Annotated in this window: 21 protein-coding genes and 2 tRNA genes; 10 read left to right on the top strand and 13 right to left on the bottom strand. The window is 41.7% G+C overall.

Annotated features, from left to right (window positions below):
- Nucleotides 1-6: 6 nt before the first annotated feature.
- From DMB45_RS05835 to DMB45_RS05790, 10 genes are all read right to left on the bottom strand, one after another.
- A complete protein-coding gene (locus tag DMB45_RS05835; RefSeq protein WP_110688555.1) occupies nucleotides 7-1,257 on the bottom strand; it encodes a hemolysin family protein in 1,251 nt (416 codons plus the stop codon).
- Nucleotides 1,254-1,868 (bottom strand): LPS export ABC transporter periplasmic protein LptC, encoded by a 615-nt coding sequence (gene lptC / locus DMB45_RS05830; RefSeq protein ID WP_082027569.1) that lies wholly within the window; start codon nucleotides 1,866-1,868, stop codon nucleotides 1,254-1,256. Before lptC ends, DMB45_RS05835 begins: the two co-directional genes overlap by 4 nt.
- Nucleotides 1,834-3,162: a tetratricopeptide repeat protein gene (locus DMB45_RS05825; protein WP_110688554.1), complete on the bottom strand. Its 1,329-nt coding sequence runs from the start codon at nucleotides 3,160-3,162 to the stop codon at nucleotides 1,834-1,836. Before DMB45_RS05825 ends, lptC begins: the two co-directional genes overlap by 35 nt.
- Before the next feature lie 142 nt (nucleotides 3,163-3,304).
- On the bottom strand, nucleotides 3,305-4,033 hold the full coding sequence (locus tag DMB45_RS05820; protein ID WP_041502732.1) for a type III pantothenate kinase: 729 nt from the start codon (nucleotides 4,031-4,033) through the stop codon (nucleotides 3,305-3,307).
- Between the two features lie 6 nt (nucleotides 4,034-4,039).
- Nucleotides 4,040-7,345 carry a transcription-repair coupling factor gene (mfd, locus tag DMB45_RS05815; protein ID WP_162835845.1) on the bottom strand — a complete coding sequence of 1,102 codons (3,306 nt, stop codon included), beginning with the start codon at nucleotides 7,343-7,345 and terminating at the stop codon, nucleotides 4,040-4,042.
- Between the two features lie 173 nt (nucleotides 7,346-7,518).
- Nucleotides 7,519-8,568: a tRNA preQ1(34) S-adenosylmethionine ribosyltransferase-isomerase QueA gene (gene queA / locus DMB45_RS05810; protein ID WP_041502731.1), complete on the bottom strand. Its 1,050-nt coding sequence runs from the start codon at nucleotides 8,566-8,568 to the stop codon at nucleotides 7,519-7,521.
- 38 nt (nucleotides 8,569-8,606) lie between these two features.
- A complete protein-coding gene (gene truB, locus DMB45_RS05805) occupies nucleotides 8,607-9,326 on the bottom strand; it encodes a tRNA pseudouridine(55) synthase TruB (RefSeq protein ID WP_052634455.1) in 720 nt (239 codons plus the stop codon).
- Entirely contained in the window at nucleotides 9,323-10,108 is a 786-nt protein-coding gene (locus DMB45_RS05800) for an undecaprenyl-diphosphate phosphatase (RefSeq protein WP_041502730.1), read from the bottom strand. Before DMB45_RS05800 ends, truB begins: the two co-directional genes overlap by 4 nt.
- Nucleotides 10,109-10,175: 67 nt before the next feature.
- Nucleotides 10,176-10,430: a DUF3098 domain-containing protein gene (locus DMB45_RS05795; RefSeq protein ID WP_041502729.1), complete on the bottom strand. Its 255-nt coding sequence runs from the start codon at nucleotides 10,428-10,430 to the stop codon at nucleotides 10,176-10,178.
- 10 nt (nucleotides 10,431-10,440) lie between these two features.
- Nucleotides 10,441-11,307, bottom strand: a complete 867-nt coding sequence (locus DMB45_RS05790) for a cell division protein FtsX (protein ID WP_041502728.1) — start codon at nucleotides 11,305-11,307, stop codon at nucleotides 10,441-10,443.
- 524 nt (nucleotides 11,308-11,831) lie between these two features.
- On the opposite strand from DMB45_RS05790, the gene DMB45_RS05785 reads away from it, so the two are divergent.
- A tRNA-Gly gene (locus DMB45_RS05785) sits at nucleotides 11,832-11,904 on the top strand.
- Nucleotides 11,905-11,921: 17 nt separating this feature from the next.
- Nucleotides 11,922-12,009: transfer RNA gene (locus DMB45_RS05780), tRNA-Leu, on the top strand.
- 62 nt (nucleotides 12,010-12,071) lie between these two features.
- Here the strand turns inward: DMB45_RS05780 and clpB are convergent.
- The 3 genes from clpB to DMB45_RS05765 all read right to left on the bottom strand — a co-directional run bounded on the left by clpB (nucleotide 12,072) and on the right by DMB45_RS05765 (nucleotide 16,629).
- Nucleotides 12,072-14,663 (bottom strand): ATP-dependent chaperone ClpB, encoded by a 2,592-nt coding sequence (gene clpB, locus DMB45_RS05775; protein WP_110688553.1) that lies wholly within the window; start codon nucleotides 14,661-14,663, stop codon nucleotides 12,072-12,074.
- A gap of 242 nt (nucleotides 14,664-14,905) precedes the next feature.
- Nucleotides 14,906-15,964 carry an S-methyl-5-thioribose-1-phosphate isomerase gene (gene mtnA / locus DMB45_RS05770; RefSeq protein ID WP_041505498.1) on the bottom strand — a complete coding sequence of 353 codons (1,059 nt, stop codon included), beginning with the start codon at nucleotides 15,962-15,964 and terminating at the stop codon, nucleotides 14,906-14,908.
- Nucleotides 15,961-16,629, bottom strand: a complete 669-nt coding sequence (locus DMB45_RS05765) for a class II aldolase/adducin family protein (protein ID WP_160289629.1) — start codon at nucleotides 16,627-16,629, stop codon at nucleotides 15,961-15,963. The genes mtnA and DMB45_RS05765 overlap by 4 nt, the downstream gene beginning before the upstream one ends.
- A 294-nt stretch (nucleotides 16,630-16,923) precedes the next feature.
- Between DMB45_RS05765 and DMB45_RS05760 the strand changes: the two genes are divergently transcribed.
- The 8 genes from DMB45_RS05760 to DMB45_RS05725 all read left to right on the top strand — a co-directional run bounded on the left by DMB45_RS05760 (nucleotide 16,924) and on the right by DMB45_RS05725 (nucleotide 21,747).
- The gene (locus DMB45_RS05760) at nucleotides 16,924-18,141 is read left to right on the top strand and encodes a site-specific integrase (RefSeq protein ID WP_110688551.1); all 1,218 of its coding nucleotides are present in this window, start codon (nucleotides 16,924-16,926) and stop codon (nucleotides 18,139-18,141) included.
- A 4-nt stretch (nucleotides 18,142-18,145) separates the two neighbouring features.
- A complete protein-coding gene (locus DMB45_RS05755) occupies nucleotides 18,146-18,724 on the top strand; it encodes a hypothetical protein (protein ID WP_110688550.1) in 579 nt (192 codons plus the stop codon).
- Nucleotides 18,725-18,984: 260 nt separating this feature from the next.
- Entirely contained in the window at nucleotides 18,985-19,275 is a 291-nt protein-coding gene (locus tag DMB45_RS05750) for a helix-turn-helix domain-containing protein (protein ID WP_110688600.1), read from the top strand.
- Nucleotides 19,276-19,373: 98 nt separating this feature from the next.
- Nucleotides 19,374-19,760, top strand: a complete 387-nt coding sequence (locus DMB45_RS05745; RefSeq protein WP_237143281.1) for a hypothetical protein — start codon at nucleotides 19,374-19,376, stop codon at nucleotides 19,758-19,760.
- 52 nt (nucleotides 19,761-19,812) lie between these two features.
- Nucleotides 19,813-20,754, top strand: coding sequence for a phage/plasmid replication domain-containing protein (locus DMB45_RS05740; protein WP_110688548.1), 942 nt, complete (start codon nucleotides 19,813-19,815; stop codon nucleotides 20,752-20,754).
- A 194-nt stretch (nucleotides 20,755-20,948) separates the two neighbouring features.
- Nucleotides 20,949-21,218: a hypothetical protein gene (locus DMB45_RS05735; protein ID WP_110688547.1), complete on the top strand. Its 270-nt coding sequence runs from the start codon at nucleotides 20,949-20,951 to the stop codon at nucleotides 21,216-21,218.
- A gap of 12 nt (nucleotides 21,219-21,230) precedes the next feature.
- On the top strand, nucleotides 21,231-21,581 hold the full coding sequence (locus tag DMB45_RS05730; protein WP_110688546.1) for a hypothetical protein: 351 nt from the start codon (nucleotides 21,231-21,233) through the stop codon (nucleotides 21,579-21,581).
- Nucleotides 21,562-21,747, top strand: a complete 186-nt coding sequence (locus DMB45_RS05725; RefSeq protein WP_110688545.1) for a hypothetical protein — start codon at nucleotides 21,562-21,564, stop codon at nucleotides 21,745-21,747. Before DMB45_RS05730 ends, DMB45_RS05725 begins: the two co-directional genes overlap by 20 nt.
- The last annotated feature ends 232 nt before the right edge of the window (nucleotides 21,748-21,979 follow it).

Here is a 21,979-nt window from a genome sequence, read left to right as displayed (position 1 = left end):
TCCTTTTCATATCATAACTTTAACCTCTTCAATACGTGCACTTTTTACCTGCAATATTTCAAAAGTAATTCCTTCAACGACAACTTGCTCTCCTTCATTCGGAATATCTTCATTATAATACAATATTAATCCGGCCAATGTTTCGTATTCTTCACTTTCAGGAAGATCCAGATTGTATTTCTCGTTCAGATAATCGACCTCCAGACGGCCGGAAAAAAGATATTCGTTAGGTGCCAGCACCTCTTCCTTCAGGTTTAGATGATCATGTTCGTCCTCGATCTCCCCGAAAATCTCCTCCATGATATCCTCTATCGTCACCATTCCTGCCGTTACCCCGAACTCATCAACCACGGCAGCTACACTTTTTTGTTCTTTCGTGAAAAGATTCAGCAAACGTAAAGCCGACATGGTTTCCGGGACGATCAAAATCTTACTGACAGCCTTAACAATCGTCTCCGGATGATGGAAAAGGGCCGATAAATGTACATATCCTATAACATTATCTATACTATCCTTATAAATCAAAATACGAGAAAAACCCGTCTGCACAAAGAGATCTCTCAATTCATCCAAACTTCCGTCCAACGGTAAGGCCACGATATCCGTACGGGGAACCATACATTCCCTTAACTTTACTTCGGAAAAGTCCAAAGCATTCCGGAACAGCTTTATATCATGTTCATCTTCGTTTAACGTTCCCGAAGCCTCTCCTTCTTCTATCAGGTTATTCAAATCAATCTTTCCAAAAGCTCTATCTTCCTCCTTGTGTGCCAATTTCTTTCCCGTGAAAACCCGCAACAACAATCCCCCGAACCAAACGGAAAAATAGGATATAGGAAAAAATAAGATGTAAAACAAAAAGACAGGTACGGCAAAAATACGTAAAAATAAATTGGGACGTAACCTGAAGACAACCTTAGGCAAGAACTCCGCAACGGCCAACATGATCAAAGTCGAAATTAACGTGACGGCAAACATTCGGAATCCTAAAGAGATGCCTATTTGTTCCAAACGGGGATCCAAATAATCCGACATGAAAATACCGTAAATAACCATGACCACGTTATTTCCGACCAGAATCGTGGTAATATACATTCCGGAATTAGATACAAACAAATCGATAAGTGTTTGGGTAATCCCCTTATTGGATTTGTCAATCTCGATACGTAATTTATTGGATGCCACGAAGGCTATTTCCATCCCGGAAAAAAAAGCGGACAGTAGCAAACAAGTTATTATGGCAACAAAAACGGTCATTTAGTTTGATTTTCTGATTCGGCTATTTTACCCGTAACATTCTTAAATTGTGGATTATTCAATTGCTGATCCGACTCAAATCCGTTATTTCCCTCTATCATCTGTTCCCCGGAAGTAAAACGTGTGTATCGATCGGTATAAAGAAACTCTTTTTTCATATCCCAATACAACAACTCCGTTTCCAATTTTTTCCCCTCGGAATTCACTACAACTACCTCATTACGAATCTCCCATAACATCTCATCTTCTAATTTTTTCGCGTATTTCGACACCAGGGAACCCACTTCGTTTCCCTCCTTATCATACAATATAGCGTGTATACCTTTCGGAAATTCATCGTATTTCTGCCCCTCTTTATTGTATTTATCATACACGGGTGTAATCACTTTATATTTAATGCGGGCAGAGTCCGAATAGAGCAATGTAAGATTTTCTCCCGACATTTCCGGTCTATCAGTCCGACTTACAATCCGATCGATCTCTTTTTGGTCTGTTTTACAAGAAAAAAGCATTACCGTCCCTAAAATAAGGACGGTAACGCTTTGTATTTTCCATACATGATGAAACAAAACCACACTATTCTTTATTAAATCTTGCGACCGTATTTTCATTTATCCAACCTCCGATTTTAACCGTGTCCCCACTCTTTATAGAGTTGAAAAAAGCCTCTCCAGAGGTAGGGAAATAAACCGAATAGGTTTTTATCAACTCATCCGCCTCTGTCAAAACCTCAGGGTCCACTTGTTTGGCTTTAATAAATTTATCTACTGCAGCCCAAAAAACGGTATGCTGTTCAAAATCATCCTGACTATAACCTTTACTTCCGAAAACATAAGCTTTTCCTATAAGAATATATGCCTTTCCGGAATTCGGGTTTATCTTCAACACTTCCTGAGCGTATTTTTTGGCTTGAGGAAAATTCTTTGTCGTTAAATAAAGCTGGGACAACATCATATAAATATTCTCCTTCTCTTCGACATTCTCGGCTTTATCTATCGCCTCTTTAAAATATCGTTCGGCCTTCTCTATATCGCGCTTGCCCAAAAACATAACGGCCAAACCATAAGCCGCATCGGAAGAGGGCTCTAACTGATATATTGTCTCGGCAACGGTTGTATAGATCGGAAGATCCGTACACTCACGTCTTCTCAACAGAGAAGAAATACTCTTCAATTCGTCCAAATTGGTTTTATTCGCTTCATATCTCGCCGTCAACAAACCAGCTAAAGTTTCACAATTCGCTAAACCGGAAGCAAAGAAGAAGGCATCTAAGTTTTTTTGACATTTCTCGAAATTCTCACCGATTTTTCCGCCTCCCAAAATGTTCTCCTTAGCAAGCCGGGATAAATCGTCATACAAGTGCAACACCTCATCGGCCGAAAGTTGCTCCTTCTTAGCCAGTTCACAAGCCGTACACATCAACCGATCAACGACATCCGGAAGAGAAGCGTTTCCTTTCATCTCCACGGATTTCAGCAAATAATTATACGCTTGCTTCCTGTTTTCCACTCCCTGATCTCCATAGCGAAGCAAAGCCAAACCTTTACGTCCTAAAATATATCCTTCTCCCGCTTTGGGATCGTCCCCGAAATACTTTATACGTTGATCGTAAATCATCATCAATGTATCCAAATACTCTTTCTTTTGAGTACTTTTATACATATATTCTATAATATCTTCTCCCCGCACGTAAGTATTCTGTTGAAATGCCGGAGCATTAAGAAACACGTATCTCCAGGCAGGCAACGCCTCCTTGAAATTCTTCTGTCTCCATAATTCCGTATAAATTGAAGCATTATACAACGTTTGTATACTATCTTTCCCAAATTTTGATTCACTTTGGGCTTTTAAACCGCCAACGGTAAGTATACATATCCCAAACGCTAATACAGCAATTCTTTTCATATGATCCCTCTATTTTTAAGTTTAAATTAAGAAACAATTTGCTTTTATATTCCCCTAAATAATTTCATCCCGGGCAAATTTACCATTATTTTTTTTAAAAGTAAAGGCTTCAACGACTTTTTCTATATGCATATTTTAATTATTATCTCCTCTTTTGAAATTCTAACATCTGATTTAATCCCACAATTACTAATTTTTCATCAAAAAAAACTTCCCGCTTTAAAGACTTTTTTAAGAAATGACTGGCTCCTCCCGTAAGGATAACTATTGCCTCCGGATTTTCGCGACGCAATTCATCTATGTAACCACGTACTTCAAAAAGTATACCATTCATGACTCCGTCCAATATGGCCCCCGGAGTATTTTTTCCTATATATTCATACGTATCGGACCCTTCGACCAAAGGAAGGCTTAACGTGAATTCATTCAACGCACGAAAACGGATTTGCATGCCCGGGGAAATATTACCCCCCAGAAACACACCTTCCCCATTCATAAAGTCGAAAGTAATGGCTGTTCCCATATCGACAACCAGTATATCTTTACCCGGAAATAAAAAAGCGGCGGCAACACATCCGGCAATACGATCTATTCCCAACGTTTGAGGAGTATCATATCCTAAACGAATGGGCAACGCCATGAGCGGATTAGCTTCACAAAAAAAAGTTGCGATATCGCTTAGACAAGCTCTTAATCCTGTCGATATCGCCCCGGTACTGGCCATAATTACATTAACCTCTTCTCCTCTCTTCCGCCAGCAGAGAGCTTTCTCGTACAATTCAGGGACTCCCGTCCCACTCTCGACAAAAAGATTATCTTCGAATACGGCATATTTGGTCCGCGTATTTCCTATGTCAACAACCAGATTCATTTCATATTAATTTTTCTCCGTAAATTCTTCCATGGCCTTTGTTATCCCGGATACCCGCCCAATATTTTCAATACCCGTAAACACGAGTGTCAATTTATCGTTTCGTTCACTCATTTTACAAGGAACAACCTGTTTTTGTACAAACTTCAAAACGGCCGTAAAAATAGCAGAAGCGTAATAAGAAGAATGCTGATCGCCGATAAAATAAGCCACCATCTTACCGTTTTTAACCAATAAACGTTCTATTCCCAAGTTCACGCACCTTCTCCGGATTCGGACCACCTCCATCAAAGCCTCAACTTGTACCGGAATCTCTCCGAAACGATCCCGCAATTCAATTTCAAATCGCTGTAACGTATTCTCATCCGTGATATTATCCAACTCCCTGTATAAACGAATCCGTTCGCTTACATTCTCCACGTAAGCTTCAGGAATCAAAATCTCAAAATCCGTATCGATAACACAATCCACCGAAAAATACTCGTTATTTTCCGATTTTCTTTCTTCCAATTCCGGAAATTCTTCATCCCTCAACTCCAACAAAGCTTCATTCAATATCCGTTGATAGGTCTCGTAACCGATCTCGGCAATAAATCCGGACTGCTCTCCACCTAAAATATTGCCGGCACCGCGAATATCCAAATCTTGCATCGCAATATTAAAACCACTCCCGAGTCCGCTATAATCCTCTATCGCCTTCAAGCGTCGTCTGGCATCTTGATTGATCAATTCCAACGGAGGAGTCAACAAATAACAGAATGCCTTCCGGTTAGAACGCCCCACCCGTCCCCTCAATTGATGCAGATCACTCAATCCGTAATTTTGTGCCTGATTGATAATCATGGTGTTGGCATTAGGAATATCCAAACCGGATTCCACAATAGTCGTAGCTATCAATACATCATAATCTCCCCGTATAAAATCATGCATCACGGTTTCCAAATCCTCTCCGTTCATCTGCCCGTGGGCCACACAGCTCTTCACTCCCGGAATCAGACGATGAATCAGGTATTGAATCTCCCGGATATTCTCCACCCGGTTATGAATGAAAAATACCTGTCCGCCACGTGCCAGTTCATAAGAGATCGCCTCTTTTATAACTTTTTCATCAAAACGATGCAATTCGGTAACAATAGGATAGCGATTGGGAGGCGGCGTCCGGATAATCGACATATCTCTTGCTCCCATCAAAGAGAATTGCAAGGTCCGGGGAATTGGCGTTGCCGTCATGGTAATCGTATCGACATTCAATTTCAAATGTTTCAGCCTCTCTTTTACGGCCACCCCGAATTTCTGCTCTTCATCAATAATCAATAGCCCCAAATCCTTAAAATGCACATCGGAGCTCGTTAAACGATGAGTCCCGATGATAATATCTACTTTCCCCTCGCTTAACTCTCTCAGTACCCGTTTTATGTCGGAACTTTTTTTCATTCTACTGATATACTCCACCCGACAAGGCATCCCTGCAAGCCTTTTGATAAAAGTATTATAGTGCTGATAAGCTAAAACCGTAGTAGGTACCAAAACGGCCACCTGCTTACTATCCGCAACGGCTTTAAAAGCAGCTCTTATCGCCACCTCCGTCTTTCCGAAGCCGACATCTCCACACACCAACCGATCCATCACGTGCGGATTTTCCATATCTTCTTTTACGGCCTGAATCGCCTTCATCTGATCGGGGGTCTCCTCGTACATAAAAGAAGCTTCCATCTCTTCCTGCAAATAACTATCCTTAGAATAGGCAAAGGCCGATTCTTTACGACGTTTGGCATACAACGCTATCAGCTCCCGGGCAATATCTTTCACCCTGGATTTCGTTTTCTGCTTCAAACGGTTCCAAGCATCTCCCCCCAATTTATTGACAACCGGAGGAACACCGTCCTTTCCCTTATACTTAGAGATCTTATGTAAAGCGTGAAGGCTGACATACAATTCCGAATTATTTTTATAGACTAAACGTATGGCCTCCTGTTCACGGCCGTCGTTATTAATCTTGACCAACCCGCCGAACCGGCCGATCCCATGATCCACATGAACGACATAATCACCGGGATGTAAATTTTGCAATTCACTAATCGTAATAGATTCCCTCCCTTTTCTTATCTGTGTCGTTTTCAATCGATACTTATGATAACGATCAAAAATCTGGTGCTCCGTATATATGCAAATCCTCAATTGTACGTCACAAAACCCCTCGTGTATAGTCCCCTCCACGGACTTAAAATTTACGATATATCCCTTGTCCGAAAAAATATCCCGTAACCGTTGAAGCTGCATTTCATTATTTGAACAAACGCAAAGCGTGTATCCCTCTCGTTGTTTACTTTGCAAATGTTCCGCCAACAAATCGAATTGCTTGTTTACTGCCGGTTGTAATTCAGTCTCCATTCTCAGAACCTGCCCCCGAAAATAAAGATCCGATCCCCATTCAACAACCGGACACTTCCCGACCATTTGCAGGAGATCATCGGCAACAACCAACAAATCACCCGGATCATCCTGTTTTAATGTATTCAAACGATCACGGATCAAAAAAGTGTTTTTTAACCACCAAATCACTCCTTTCCCGAGGAATTCGGCCAACGTCCCGGATTTGCCGCCATCTACGGTCTCACTTAAATCCGGCACGAGCACGATACGTTCTATTTGTTGTTCCGAAAGTTGGGTCTCCACATCAAAATAACGAATACTCTCTACCTCGTCCCCGAAAAAATCCAAACGTACAGGACGCTCTTCCGCGAAAGAGTAGATATCGACAATACTCCCCCGTATTGAAAATTGTCCGGGTTCATATACAAAATCACTCCTTTCAAAATTATACTCCGAAAGCAGGTCTTCCAGAAAAGAGATCGACAACTTATCTCCTTTAGAAACAGGCATCGACATATCGGCTAAAACCTCTTTATTCACTACCTTTTCAGCCAATGCCTCCGTGTAAGTCACCACCCAACCGACCTGCTTATCCACCAACGCGTTTAACACCTCCGTCCGCACCAGAATCGAATCATTATCCTTATCCTCAAAATTACCGGAACGACGAAAGGAAGCAGGCAAAAAACGAAGTTTTTCTTCCCCCAAAAGAAATAACAGATCATTATAAAAATAGGCCGCCTCTTCCTTATCATTCAATACGAACAATTGTACTCCCTCGCTCTCTTTTCCAAGAACAGCCGCGATAAAAGAGAGTACCGAACCGACTCCATTTTCTATTTTCAATTTAACATCCGGACATCCATTCAAAGATTTTCGAATTTCGTCCACAACAGGATGTTTTTGAAATAACTGTAATAATTCTCTCGCTTCCAACATTATTTATTTTGAAAAGAGAGGGTGTTCCCATGCGTCAGGATGCACCCTCTCTTGTTTTTTCAAAAGATGTCTCAAAAATTTCCAGGAACGATCCTCTCGCCCAAAGCCTCCCTCCTCTTAATTAATTCATTGGCATAGAGTCGCCTGAAAAACGATTCTCGGACAATCTCATTTTACAGGATCAACATGGCATCCCCATAAGTTCCGAATCTATATTTTTCTTTAACAGCTTGATTATAAGCTTCCATAACAAAATCATAACCTCCGAAAGCTGCCACCATCATCAGTAAGGTCGAATAGGGCAGATGAAAATTAGATACAAAAGCATCGGGTACACTAAAATCATAAGGAGGAAAAATAAATTTATTCGTCCATCCGTCAAATTCCGTCAAACGACCCTTTGTCGTAACACAGCTTTCCAACGTTCTAACGACAGTAGTACCCACCGCACAAACCTTATGTTTTTCATCCTTGGCATCATTCACTATTTTCACCGTCTCGGACCCTACGATAATCTGTTCGGAATCCATCTTATGTTTTGTCAGATCCTCCACATCAACTTCCCGGAAATTCCCTAATCCGACATGCAGTGTGATATAAGCGAAATCGATTCCTTTGATCTCCATACGCTTCATCAACTCCCGGCTAAAATGCATCCCGGCTGTAGGAGCAGCGACCGCTCCCTCTTTTTTCGCAAAAATAGTCTGATAACGTACCGCATCTTCCGGTTCTACCTTTCGAGTGATAAAACGAGGTAACGGAGTCTCTCCTAAAGCATACAGTTCCTTCTTAAATTCATCATACTCCCCATCAAACAAAAAACGTAACGTTCTACCGCGGGAAGTCGTATTATCGATAACCTCGGCAACCATACTGTCATCTTCCCCGAAATACAATTTGTTCCCGATCCGGATTTTACGAGCAGGGTCTACCAAAACATCCCAAATCCGAAGATCCCGATTCAACTCTCTCAGCAAAAACACTTCGATCTCGGCTCCGGTTTTCTCCTTATTCCCATACAACCTCGCAGGAAATACCTTTGTATCGTTGAACACAAAAACATCTTTTTCTTCAAAATAATCAATAACATCCTTGAATACTTTATGTTCAATCTTTCCTGTTTTTCTATCCAATACCATTAACCTACTCTCGTCCCGATTCTGCATGGGATGTAATGCTATTAATTCCGTAGGCAACTTGTATTTAAATTTCGATAGTTTCATATGAGTAAACTAATTTATTATTTATCAAATTTTGAAAATCACAGCATTTCCTGCAACGTTTCAACTACTTCATTCATTTTACAAGCATCTTCCACTTTAAATCCGCCCACCCGGCTTCGCCGTAAAGCAGAAAGATACGAACCGCTTCCACAGGCCTGTCCTAAATCATGTGCCAACGAACGTATATATGTTCCTTTACTACACACGATTCTTAACTCAACCACGGGAAGTTCCATTTTCACAATCTCAATCTCCCGAATCGTCACCCGACGACTCTTCATCTCCACCTCGTCACCCTTACGGGCTTTCTCGTAAGCACGAACCCCATCTACTCGTACAGCGGAGAAAATCGGGGGATATTGCTCAATCTCACCGACAAAACGAGTAATGACCTCTTCCATCAACATACGGTTCACATGCTCATACGTAAAGGTCCCGTTAAAAGATGTCTCCAGATCGTAAGAAGGAGTCGTGTGTCCGAAAGTTATCTCCGCAACATACTCTTTCTCTTCTCCCATGTATCTTTCGATCTCCTTCGTCTCCTTTCCAACGCATACGATCACGACCCCACTCGCCAACGGATCCAATGTCCCCGCATGCCCTACCTTTATCTTACCGAATTTCTTTTTCAAACAGATCCGAACCTTATTCACCACGTCAAAAGAGGTCCAACGCAAAGGCTTATCGATCACGATTACAGCTCCCGCCTGAAAATCTCCTTCTTCTCGAAATCGAATCTTACTCCAAACTTCTGTCATCCCAACACAATTGTCAATATTCCCACAATAGCACAATAAATGGCGAACCAAATCAATTTTCCTCTCTTTACAATGCTTATCATCCACTTACAAGCGATACATCCGGAAACAAAAGCAGCGATAAACCCGACAATCAAAGATACAACAGGTACACCGTCGCCGGAAGAAAAATCCCCCTTTACCAAATCCAGCATAGCTTCTCCCAAAATGGGTATCAAAACCATCAAAAAAGAAAATTTGGCAACAATCTCTTTTTTATTCCCCAACAATATACCCGTCGCTATCGTCGAACCGGAACGGGATAATCCAGGCAATACGGCACACGCTTGTGCCAAACCTATCACAAAAGCGTCCTTATAAGAGATATTGGCTTTCTCCCGAGGTTTGGCGTAGTAGGCAAAAGTCAACAGCAACGCGGTCACTAACAACATACAACCCACGATCAACAAGCCCGAACCGAATATCTCTTCTACAAAATCCTTAAAACAAAACCCCACAATCGCCACCGGAATCATCGATATAAATATTTTCAACACGTAAGCCATCTCGTCATTATACCTGAAACTAAAAAATCCCCGGAACAAAACAGAAACCTCTTTCCACAAGATCACAATCGTACTGCATACGGTCGCCGCATGAACCGCAACGGCAAACGTCAGATTCTTTTCAGCCTCAACTCCAAATAATGCACCGAAAATTTGTAAATGTCCGGAACTGCTTACAGGTAAAAATTCTGTTAATCCTTGAATTATACCGAGCGCCAATGCTTCAAACCACTCCATAAATCTATATTAAATTGAGAACGGGAAAATTCCTATAACATCTCTTCGTCCTACCTCAATACTACATCTATTTCTCCTCTTTTTTAGGTTTACGCATAATGCCCCAGAACACGAAACCGAAACCGAATAAAACAACCATCGGGGCTAAGGTAATTCTCCTAAAACTAAAAATGTCATAGTTAAAAGTATCCGGAGAATCAGATCCGCCTCCCATCATCAATAAAAATCCGAGCACGACAATCCCGAAACCGATCAAAATAAATTTATAGTTACTCTTGGGTATCGGGAAACCATCCTTCTTTTCTTTCAAATCATTTACCATATATCTTTTTTTATGTATACAATTCATTTAAATCCCTGTTCAAATATCGATGAACAGAATACCAAGCCGATATAAACGATAAAAACATACCGCAAAGAACGACAAACGCCACCATAACAACGATCGTATCCCGATGTATAATATTCATCACCCTTCCTATATTCTCTTGTAGAAAAAATATAGCACCCAACAGCACCAAGTTCGCGATCATAGCTCCGAAGAACCCCCTCCACATGCTGTCATACACGAACGGCTTGCAAATAAAGAAAGATTTTGCCCCTACTAACTGCATCGTCTTTATTAAAAAACGCTGTGAATACACGGCCAGATGTATCGTATTCCGGATCAAGGTAAACGATATCAACATCAGAACGGCCCCGACAATCAAAAAGAATACGCTTATCCGACGAATATTCTCATTGATACTCTGTATCATCGACTTCTGGTAATAAACATCATGAATGATATCGAATTTGGCCAATCCTTTTTCGACCATCGCCAAAGAATCGTTATTCGCGTAAGCCGGATTCAATTTAATCTCGATAGAAGGCAAAAGCGGATTCGCACCTAATATAGCTTCGAAATCCTCTCCCATCTCTTTCTTGAAAGCAGCAGCAGCCTGCTCTTTCGTTATATATTGAGAAGAATAAGTATAGGGACGGGTATCCAAGATTTTTTGCACCCGCTTAATTTCAGCTTCGTTTGTATTATCCTTAATTATGACAACGAAACCGATATTACGTTTAACATGATCCGACACCATGCGGGCATTCAATAGAATAAATACGAGAGCACCCACGACCACGAGCACCAAAGCAATACTGATCGTAGAAACAAAGTATGATCCTTTTACCCTTCTACTTCCTGTATGAGACATCTCTTTTCTTTAAAAAACACGACAAATATAATCATTCTAAACCCGAGAACAATCATTTCAATAAAAAAAACAAAAAAAACGGCCTCTAAATCCGTTCAATAACTACATGAGAAACAGAATTTAATATATAAAACCGAAATAATTCCTTATATTTTTAAGAGAATTCGTTTGTACGATAGAAAAAATGCCCTATATTTGCGTTCGCATTTGCGAAAACAGCTCAGTTGGTAGAGCATAACCTTGCCCAAAGCGAAGCGTCATCGATGTAACCTTGGTAAGGTTTAAAGATGCCAAAAGTGTTATTGATTATATTTGCGAAAATAGCTCAGTTGGTAGAGCATAACCTTGCCCAAAGCGAAGCGTCACCGATGCAACCTTGGTAAGGTTTAAAGATGCCAAAAGTGTTATTGATTATATTTGCGAAAATAGCTCAGTTGGTAGAGCATAACCTTGCCCAAAGCGAAGCGTCACCGATGTAACCTTGGTAAGGTTTGAAGATGCCAAAAGTGTTATTGATTATATTTGCGAAAATAGCTCAGTTGGTAGAGCATAACCTTGCCAAGGTTAGGGTCGCGGGTTCGAGTCCCGTTTTTCGCTCGTTCTTTTTCAATGTTGCTCGAGTGGTGGAATCGGTAGACACGCGGGACTTAAAATCCCGTGGCCATTGCGGCTGTGCGGGTTCAAGTCCCGCCTCGAGTACCACATGAAACAAAAAGCCGGTCGAAAGTAAAATTTCGACCGGCTTTTTGTTTCAACGCCATTTTTTATTTATTTTTAAAAATCAAGTGATCGTTCTCAACATCCACAACGATATGGCTATCTTTGGAAACCTGTTCGGCCAATATCTGTTTGGAAAGGTCATTTAACAAGTTTCGTTGGATAATTCGTTTAACGGGACGCGCCCCGAACTGCGGATCATAACCCGCTTCCGCGATCCACTCGACCGCTTTACCCGTTACGTCCAAAATAATTCCATTGTTAGCAAGCATTTTATTGACACCATTAACCTGCAATCGAACGATATCCACAATCTCGGATTTTTGTAAAGGAGTAAACATAATCACCTCATCGATACGATTCAGAAATTCCGGACGAATCGTTTTCTTCAACAATTCATATACCTCGTCATTGGTCTTTTCCAATACCTCATCCCGGTTATTATCGTTTAAGTCCTTTAGCTTCTCCTGGATAATATGAGCACCGATATTAGAAGTCATGATGATAATGGTATTTTTAAAATCCACCACCCGGCCTTTATTATCCGTCAACCGACCGTCATCCAATACTTGCAAAAGGATATTGAATACATCCGGGTGCGCTTTCTCTATCTCATCCAACAAAACAACAGAGTAGGGTTTCCGGCGTACGGCTTCGGTCAATTGACCGCCTTCATCGTATCCCACGTATCCGGGAGGTGCCCCGATCAAACGAGAGACAGAATGACGCTCCTGGTATTCGGACATATCGATGCGGGTCATCAAAGACTCGTCGTCAAACAGGAACTCGGCCAACGCTTTGGCCAACTCCGTCTTACCGACTCCGGTCGTTCCCAAAAAGATAAACGAACCAATCGGTCGTTTGGCATCCTGCAATCCGGCCCGATTACGACGCACGGCATCCGCCAAAGCGGCAATAGCCACGTCCTGACCGACTACCCGTTTATGCAACTCTTCCTCCAAATGCAATAATTTCTGACGTTCGCTTTGCATCATCCGGCTTACCGGTATTCCGGTCCATTTAGATACGACCGAAGCTATATCATCCTCCGTAACCTCTTCCCGAATCAAAGAATCTCCATGCTTCATATCGGCCAGCTTCGTCTTAATCTCCTCAATCCGCTGTTCCGCAGATTTTATTTTACCGTAACGCAATTCGGCCACCTTTCCGTAATCTCCCTCCCGCTCCGAACGGGAAGCTTCAAATTTATACTGTTCGATGGCATCTTTATTTTTTTGAATCTCATCGATCAAAGATCGTTCAGACTCCCATTGAGCCCGCAATTTCGTACGCTCCTGATTCAAATCGGCTAATTCTTTTTGGATCTCATCCAACTTCTTGCTTTTTCCATCCCGTTTGATCGCCTCTTTCTCTATCTCAAGCTGTTTGATCTTACGATCCAGTTCATCGATCTCTTCAGGAACGGAATTCATCTCCAACCGCAATTTTGCGGCAGCTTCATCCACCAAGTCAATTGCCTTATCCGGCAAGAAACGATCGGATATATACCGGTGCGACAACTCAACGGCAGCAATAATGGCATCGTCCGTAATCCGCACTTTATGATGGTTTTCATATCGCTCCTTCAATCCCCGCATGATACTGATAGCACTCATGACATCGGGTTCATCGATCATCACTTTCTGAAATCGACGTTCCAAAGCCTTATCTTGTTCAAAATATTTCTGATACTCGTTCAAAGTCGTCGCTCCGATAGCCCTTAAATCTCCCCGCGCCAACGCCGGCTTTAAAATATTGGCCGCATCCATCGCCCCTTCCGACTTCCCGGCCCCCACCAACGTGTGGATCTCATCGATAAAGAGAATGATATCCCCTTCCGACGCCAAAACCTCATTCACCACGGCCTTTAGCCTCTCTTCGAACTCTCCTTTATATTTAGCGCCGGCAACCAAAGCTCCCATATCCAAGGAATAGATGCTCTTGGATGCCAAATTCGAAGGGACATCCCCGTTAACGATACGCTGAGCCAACCCTTCGGCTATAGCCGTCTTACCGACCCCCGGTTCCCCGATCAAAATCGGGTTGTTTTTCGTTCTCCGGGATAAGATTTGCAATACCCGACGAATCTCATCGTCCCGCCCGATCACCGGATCCAGCTTACCGTCGCGAGCCCGCTCGTTCAGATTAATGGCATATCGCCCCAATGCATCGTAATTGTCTTCGGCCGACTGCGAATTCACTTTCGAACCCTTCCTCAACTCCTCGATAGCAGCTTTGACTTCCTTCTCTGTCATTCCGCTATCTTTCAATAATTGCGAAACTTGATCCCGGATGGATAACAAGCCCAATATAATGTGTTCCAGAGAGACATACTGGTCACCCATCTCCCCCGCAATCTTCGTTGCTTTTTCCAGCACCTTATTGGTATCTTCGGAAAGATAAGGCGATCCTCCGGAAACTTTCGGATAGGAATCAATCATCCGATCCAAAGCCGAAACCACGTTCCGTCCGTTAACTCCCAATTTGTTAAAAATAAAATTAGTGATATTTTCACCTTTAGCAATAATACCTTTCAACAGATGCCCCGTCTCGATGGCCTGTTGCCCTTTTTCCTGCGCAATCTGCACGGCTTCCTGCACGGCTTCCTGCGACTTAATTGTATAATTATTCATGTTCATAGTCTCATGCTCCTTTCGTGTTTAAGGAAATACAAAGGGTATACCGAATCTATAAACTAAAAGTTTCACATTTCCTTCTACAAAAAGACGCACAAGATAAAACCATGATTATCAATACATAGAAAATTTTTCCTGCCTCTATGCCGAAACCGAATAGTTCAAAATGCCCACGCAAATAAGACATTTTGTCATAATTACGGAAAAATAAATGCCAAAATGTCTTATACACTGTTAAAAGTCTTCTATTCCAGCCATTTTCGGAAAGAATCGGTAAAAGGAGGATATGCAATCCCTTTTTCCGTAATAACGGCCGTTATCAGATTACGAGGAGTAACATCAAAAGCAGGATTATATACTTTTACCTTATCCGGAGCCATTCGATGAACATACCACTTCTCGGTAACTTCTTCAGGAGGACGCTCTTCTATATGGATTTGCTCACCCGTCGAACAAGCCAAATCGATCGTAGAAGTCGGTCCCAACACGTAAAAAGGAATCCCGTAATGTTTTGCCAGAACAGCGACTCCAGAAGTTCCTATCTTATTCGCCGCATCTCCATTGGCGGCCACCCGGTCACATCCGACCAAAACGGCTTGAACCCACCCTTTTTGCATTACAATCGACGCCATATTATCGCATATCAACGTGACATCCACTCCTGCTCTCTTTAGTTCGAAAGCCGTTAGCCTGGCCCCTTGCAACAACGGACGAGTTTCATCCGCAAACACCTTAAAATCATATCCGTTCTCTTGCCCCAAATAGATCGGAGCCAATGCAGTTCCATATTCGGAAACTGCCAAATGACCGGCATTACAATGAGTCAGCAGACCCATTCCGGGAGATAATAACGATAACCCCCACTCCCCTATCCGCCGACAGGCTGCTGCATCCTCGGAACGAATGGCCTCCGCCTCCCGCCGCATAGCATCTTTCATCCCCCGTACGCCATCGGGTTCATGCACCCGGATACAATTTTCCATCCTATCTAAAGCCATAAACAGATTTACGGCCGTCGGACGAGAAGTTGCCAAGTAGCTCTTTATCCGGTCAAACTCTTTATGAAAGCCCTGCACATCCTCTTCCCGGTAGTTCTGCATACACACCGAAATCCCGCAAGCGGCAGCCACCCCGATCGCCGGAGCCCCTCTCACCCTCAACGAGTATATCGCTTCCCATATCTCTTCCGGAGTTTTCAACGCCAGGTATATTTCCTTGTTCGGAAGTTGCGTTTGATCGATAACGATCAATGCCCCTTGTTCATAATCCGCCCGAACAGTCACTATATCGAAAATCGCATTCATTGCTCAAATTTTTCCCGTAAACGTTTCAAATCTTTCCTCTCTTCCTCCGAAAAGGGGATTAAAATATCCTTACGGCATTCCGCCAGATGTACTGCCTGACAATAAGCTTCGAGGTTTTCCAACTTCCAATAGGCCTCTTCCACACTTTTTCCCCAGGTAATAGCACCATGTCCTTGCATTATAATTGCGTTACGCCCCAAAGCCAAAGCGCCAACCGCCTCTTCTATCTCCTTCGACCCCGGTCTCGCGTACGACGCCAATCCTAACTCTCCCAAAAATATCTCCGCTTCCGAAACCACCCCCTCCTTCGGCAGATGTCCGCACAAAGCAAAAGAGGTCGTATAAGGCGGATGGGCATGTACACAAGCCCATGCATTCGGATTCCGGCGCATAACAGCAAGATGGGTTTTTATTTCACTCGTGCTCGGTCGTTCTCCCGCGAGCTGTCGTCCCTGCATATCCACCATACACATATCTTCCGGTTTCATAAATCCCTTAGAGATATAAGTAGGAGTGCATAACACCATACTCTCGTTCAGGCGTACGCTGATATTCCCTCCATTTCCATCCACGTAATTTCGTTGCCACATCCTCTTCCCGATATCACATATTTCCTCCTTCAGGCGTTCTGTCGCTTCCTCGTTAAAAATCTTATTATAATCCATATTATCTTTATTGAAAACCCTCCCTACAAAATTAGACAATTCGCATGGAAACGCCACCATATTACGAAAAGAAAAAGCCTCCGATTTCTCGGAGGCTTTGTACCCAGGGCGGGAATAAATGACATAAAACAAGAGAAAGCAAGAGAATCAAACCATACTGATTATCAATATCTTTATTTTCTCTTGGTTTTATAAAAAAGACCTTGTTTTTCCAAAAGTTTATACCCTGTTTATACCTGAGTGAAAAAATATAACTATATTTGCAATAAAAGGAAAACAAAAGAAAAGGCTACGATGGCAACGAGAAAGAATTACAGGGTGGATAACACGTATATTATCAGCACGGACAACACCGACAACCCTAAATTAGGTGCAAAAGTATTAAGTGATGGCAGGGAGAGTCTTTTTCTCGACCACTACTTAGGTTTTTCAATATCAATTAGCTCAAACACGGGGAAGGAGTACAAAAGGGTAAACAACAAAAGAGAATATTTAAAACTTTACCTTTGGCAAGCCCCCAGAACCCCGATAGAACGACAACAAAACAAGGAAACCCTAGAACTTGCCAAAAAGATAAGGTTTGAACGAGAACAAGAAATGAAAGCCGGGGAGTTGGGGTACCGGCTAGAGAAGAAAGACAATATCAATTTTTTGGATTACTTTCAAAACTACATAGACAATTACCAAAAGAAAGATATTAGGGTTATTATGATGGCTCTATGTAAGTTTAAATCGTTCCTTGCTGAAAAACACCCCGTTTATGCCAATTTCATCAAGCCTAACAACCTCAACCGGAATTTGATGTTAGAGTTTGTTGAATACTTACAAAGTATTTGTGCTGGAGAGGGAGCACACACTATATTCCAACGATTCAAAAAGGTTATCAAGCATGCAGAGGAACACCACGTGATACACAAAAACCCATGCAACGGTATCACTTGCAAAATAGACGATCAAGTTATAAAAAAGGATATTCTAAGTATTAAAGAGATTGAAATACTACTAAACACCCGCTATAAAGGTCAAAATCCCGACATAAGAAGATCATTTATATTTTGCCTTTACACGGGGATACGCTTTTGTGATATCGTGGCGTTAAGGTTCTCAAACGTGGATTATTCAAACAGGCTTCTATCATTTGAGCAAAACAAAACAAGCGGACATAGCAAAGCTAGCAGCGTGGTTATACCATTAAATGACGGCTTACTTTCCCTCATCGGCACACCTCCAACTCCTAACAATATAGACGAGGTAATATTTAAACTTCCATCCCATACCATGTGCCTAAAAGCGTTAAGACACTGGACGGCGAGAGCCGGTATTACCAAGCATATAACTTGGCATTGTGCCCGACATTCATTTGCAGTGAATATCCTTAACAATGGAGCCAATATAAAGACCGTATCGAGCCTTTTGGGGCACTCTGGACTAAAACACACGGAGAAGTACACCCGTGCCGTGGATAAGTTGAAAGAGGATGCAATAAACAGCCTACCAATGCTTAAACTATGATCACATGATAGACCCGTGGGTAAAAATATTTGATATTCTCGCCTTATTTGATCGAATAGAACAAACTGATGGATTTGTAAATAGGAAAAATTTTCAAAAGGCTTTATTAACGTGCAAAGAGTATAAATCTCCCACCAAAAATCAAAAATCACGTAAAACAAAATCATACAAGGTGAAGAATGCACATGAAATTATTGGCAATATCAACAAGTACAAAAGAGGCTTTAAAGGAGGGGTATTCCTAGATAATTTTAGATGGATGCAACAAAACGGGGGAAACAATTCATTAACCGATATTAATTTAAACATCGGGAAGATTGATATACACCTTTATTGGATAACAGACGATAATAACTACATGGAACTAGAAGAAAACGATACGATCTTTAGCAACACGGCACTAGTCAAAGCGTTGGAAGTTTCAAGCGCAACTATATCCCGTTGGAAGGAGAACGGGATTATAAAAACTTTCCACGTGGATTATTTTGAAATCGTCATAAATGGAGTAAAATACAATAGGGAATACCCATTTTTTTATTATAGCCTAAAAGACATAAAAAAAGAAATTGGGAAACATAGATAAAATACTATATATAAAGTATATAAAATTCAAACACGCATAAATTTATGAAATACGATCCGTTGCTACCCGTTTTAACGGTCATATTTCATTTTTCAACAGTATTCCCAAGTAATAATATTTTCTTTTAATTATTATTTTTTCCTTTGTTATATAGATTCATAATTACACGTGTGCAAGAGTGGATTATGAATCTACACGGCAAAGACGGGGAAGTCTTGCACCTTTCCCCCGGCAGCCAAAACCCTCTAAATAAAAAAGACATGACAGAGGTTTTAAAACAAGTTGCCGACGAGGTGACAGCTAACACTATATTTTGCACAAAAGAAGTATTAACGAGTGATGAAGCAGCCCGATACATGGGTATTTCAAAGAGTTATTTATACAAACTCACGATGAGGGGCGAGATACCACATTTTAAACCGATGGGAAAGATGTGTTATTTCAATCGTGTAGAGATAGAGCAATGGTTGCAAAGAAATCGTGCATGTACAAGTGAAGAAATAGAACAAAAAGCCCAAAATTACTGCATGAAAAAAGGGGGTGTACTATGATATTCACAGACTACTACCGTTTTGAAAAATTACCAAATCAAAAGAGCAAGTTAAGGATAGACTGCACCTCGTCAACTGGCAGCTATGACCCGCTAGAGATGTTAAGGAACAAAACACGTGAATTGTTCATTTACATCGGGGATAACACGCACACCAAGGCGGGGGAACAGAGGAAAGCGGATTTGGCGTTATCCAAGAGTACACACATTAGCAGTATTTACAATCCCGATTTAGAGTTGCCCTACTGGTACGGGGACATGAAAGGGACGGCTGACGCCTTCATATTTGTACACCGTGATGCCAAGTTTATAGAGGGGAAGATACAACCGGGGGCGATCGTGGAGGTGTTCATAGCGAGGGGACAGAGAAATAACCGGGAGGCACTTTATAACGCCGTGTGCGAGGGGGAATACAATGACGAGATGCAAGGGTTAAGGAAGCGGGTTACCAAATCAGTAACCGCCACTGATGAGGGAGTTAGTTAAATTAACCCCCATCTATTACAATCTGTATTCTGTTACTAAATCGGTAACCGTTATGTATGACAATATAGATTTTAAGTTAAGAAAGAGTGACGGGGTAAACGTGGACTTTTTGGGAGAAACACCGTGCTATTTCAGCGTGACAGGAGAACACACGTTTGAAAATGGCACGGTTATAACCGGGAACCTCGACGGGTATAAAATAGCGGTCAGGGAAGACGGGGTTAACATCACGGGTGGTAGCCTTTGCAAGTTTTACCTTGGGGATAATTTCCAAACGCTAGGCCGGGGTGACACGCAGAGGGCGATAGAGAAGTTATCAGACACTTTGCACCTGCACGTGGATAAAGCGACGGTAACGAGGATAGACCTATCCCAAAACTTCATCATGAGGCAACCCGTGGAAAACTACTTTAACCATCTGGGAGAATTGAAGTATTACAAACGATCCCCCATGATTCCAGAAGGGGCGTTATATTATTTCAATCACAAGAACACGATTATATTCTATGACAAGGTGAGGGAGCAAAAAGCCAAGGGAAAGATAATCCCTGAATTGTACGAGAACAGGAACGTGTTAAGGTATGAAACGAGGTTCTTGCAACGTTTACCGTCCACTTTTAACGTGGAACGTGTAACCGGGGGATTGCTTTACAACGAGGCTTTTTACATCGGCATAATGAAACGATGGAAGGAGACGTACAAAACCATAAGGAAAATAAACGATGTATCATTAAATTTACAAGCGATGAGGACAAAGCAAGAACTTTATAAAATGGGCATACTTTCATTGATTGAAAGGGTAGGCGGTCAGGTGCAGATGATCGAGCAAATAAACGAGGCTCAAAAGAAGGGCGTTTTATCCAAGAAACAAGCCTACGATTTGAGGCAAGCCGTGAACGATGCCTGTAATTTAAAGGAGGGGTTAACCACGCCAAACGATGCGATAATAGAACTAGATAAAAAGGTCAGAAACGCCGTGAAATATTACCGGTAAATCGACACCCCAAATGTTAAAATGAAAGCGGCAAAAACCGCTCGTGCTATACTAAGTTGTAAATAGTTCCTGAATCGGTAACCCAAATGTTAAAAACGAGATTTTGACACGTGAATTTTGACCGTGTTTGATAGAGTTGTATTTGGTTACCGATTTGGTAACCGTGAAAGAGTAAAACTAAAAAACAAAATGCCATGCAAAAGACAGGAGAGGATAAAAACTACGTTTATTTCATGGATCACTTTCAAGGCACCCCGGTACAAGTGATGCAAGACAAGAAAACTATGGAGATATTTTTCAACGCTAATGACGTTGTCAAGATTCTGGGATTAGGGGATAACATTAATGAGTTCTTGGGAACCGACAGGGGTTTAGACTTCATCAACGAGTTTAAGAAATCACACCCTGGCGTTGAGGTGTTTGGAGATCGGGGGATGATCAGAAAAGTACAAAATCTAAAGTAGACTTAAGTAGATATGAGCAGGAGAAAAGGAAGTGACAAAACAGGAGGAAGGGTAAAAGGAACCCCAAATAAAGTAACCACAGATTTAAAAACATGGGTATGCAAGATTCTGGACAATGGACGAGATGTATTTGAAAAAGATTTAAAAACGCTAGAAGCGGCAGAGCGGGTGAAGGTATACATAAACTTGTTGAATTATGTTTTACCCAAGCGTCAAGCCGTTGGAGTGGAAACAGAAATAGAAGCAGAATACAAAGCATTAAGTCAATTGTTGAAAGATACCCCAGACGATTTTGTGAACAAGGTGGCAGAAAAAATTATTAAACTAAAAAACAGGCAAAACGATGAAACGAGGACGAGATGATAACGACAAACTTTCATGGCTGTTAAAAGTGGCGGGGCAGGGTGCAACTATATGCCATGAAAGAGTATACCTCGTCACGGGCGGGGTAAAAGAGCTGTACAGCGAGACAGAAATAGACGCTGACGAGGATAAAGAAACAATAGTTTTATTTGAAAATTATTCATGACCATGCGAGAAAAAATATATGGAGCGTTTCATATTTTTGCATCCAACGGCTACATCATAGAACAACCGATCGAGTGGAAATAAATTCTATAAAAAACTCGCCTTTCCCCTAGTCATTATAAAGTTATAATACTATATTTCCCCTTGTCCTTTTCTAAAAAGGCAATTAAAAGATTTTTCATGTATCATTTATATGAAATACTGGATAAAATAGTTAGATTTGCTATTCCTAA

This window comes from Sanguibacteroides justesenii, from assembly GCF_003204205.1.
GTDB lineage: Bacteria > Bacteroidota > Bacteroidia > Bacteroidales > Marinifilaceae > Gabonibacter > Gabonibacter massiliensis.
The sequence above is the reverse complement of the archived record's forward strand: the minus strand, read 5'-3'. Positions and strand labels throughout refer to the sequence as shown.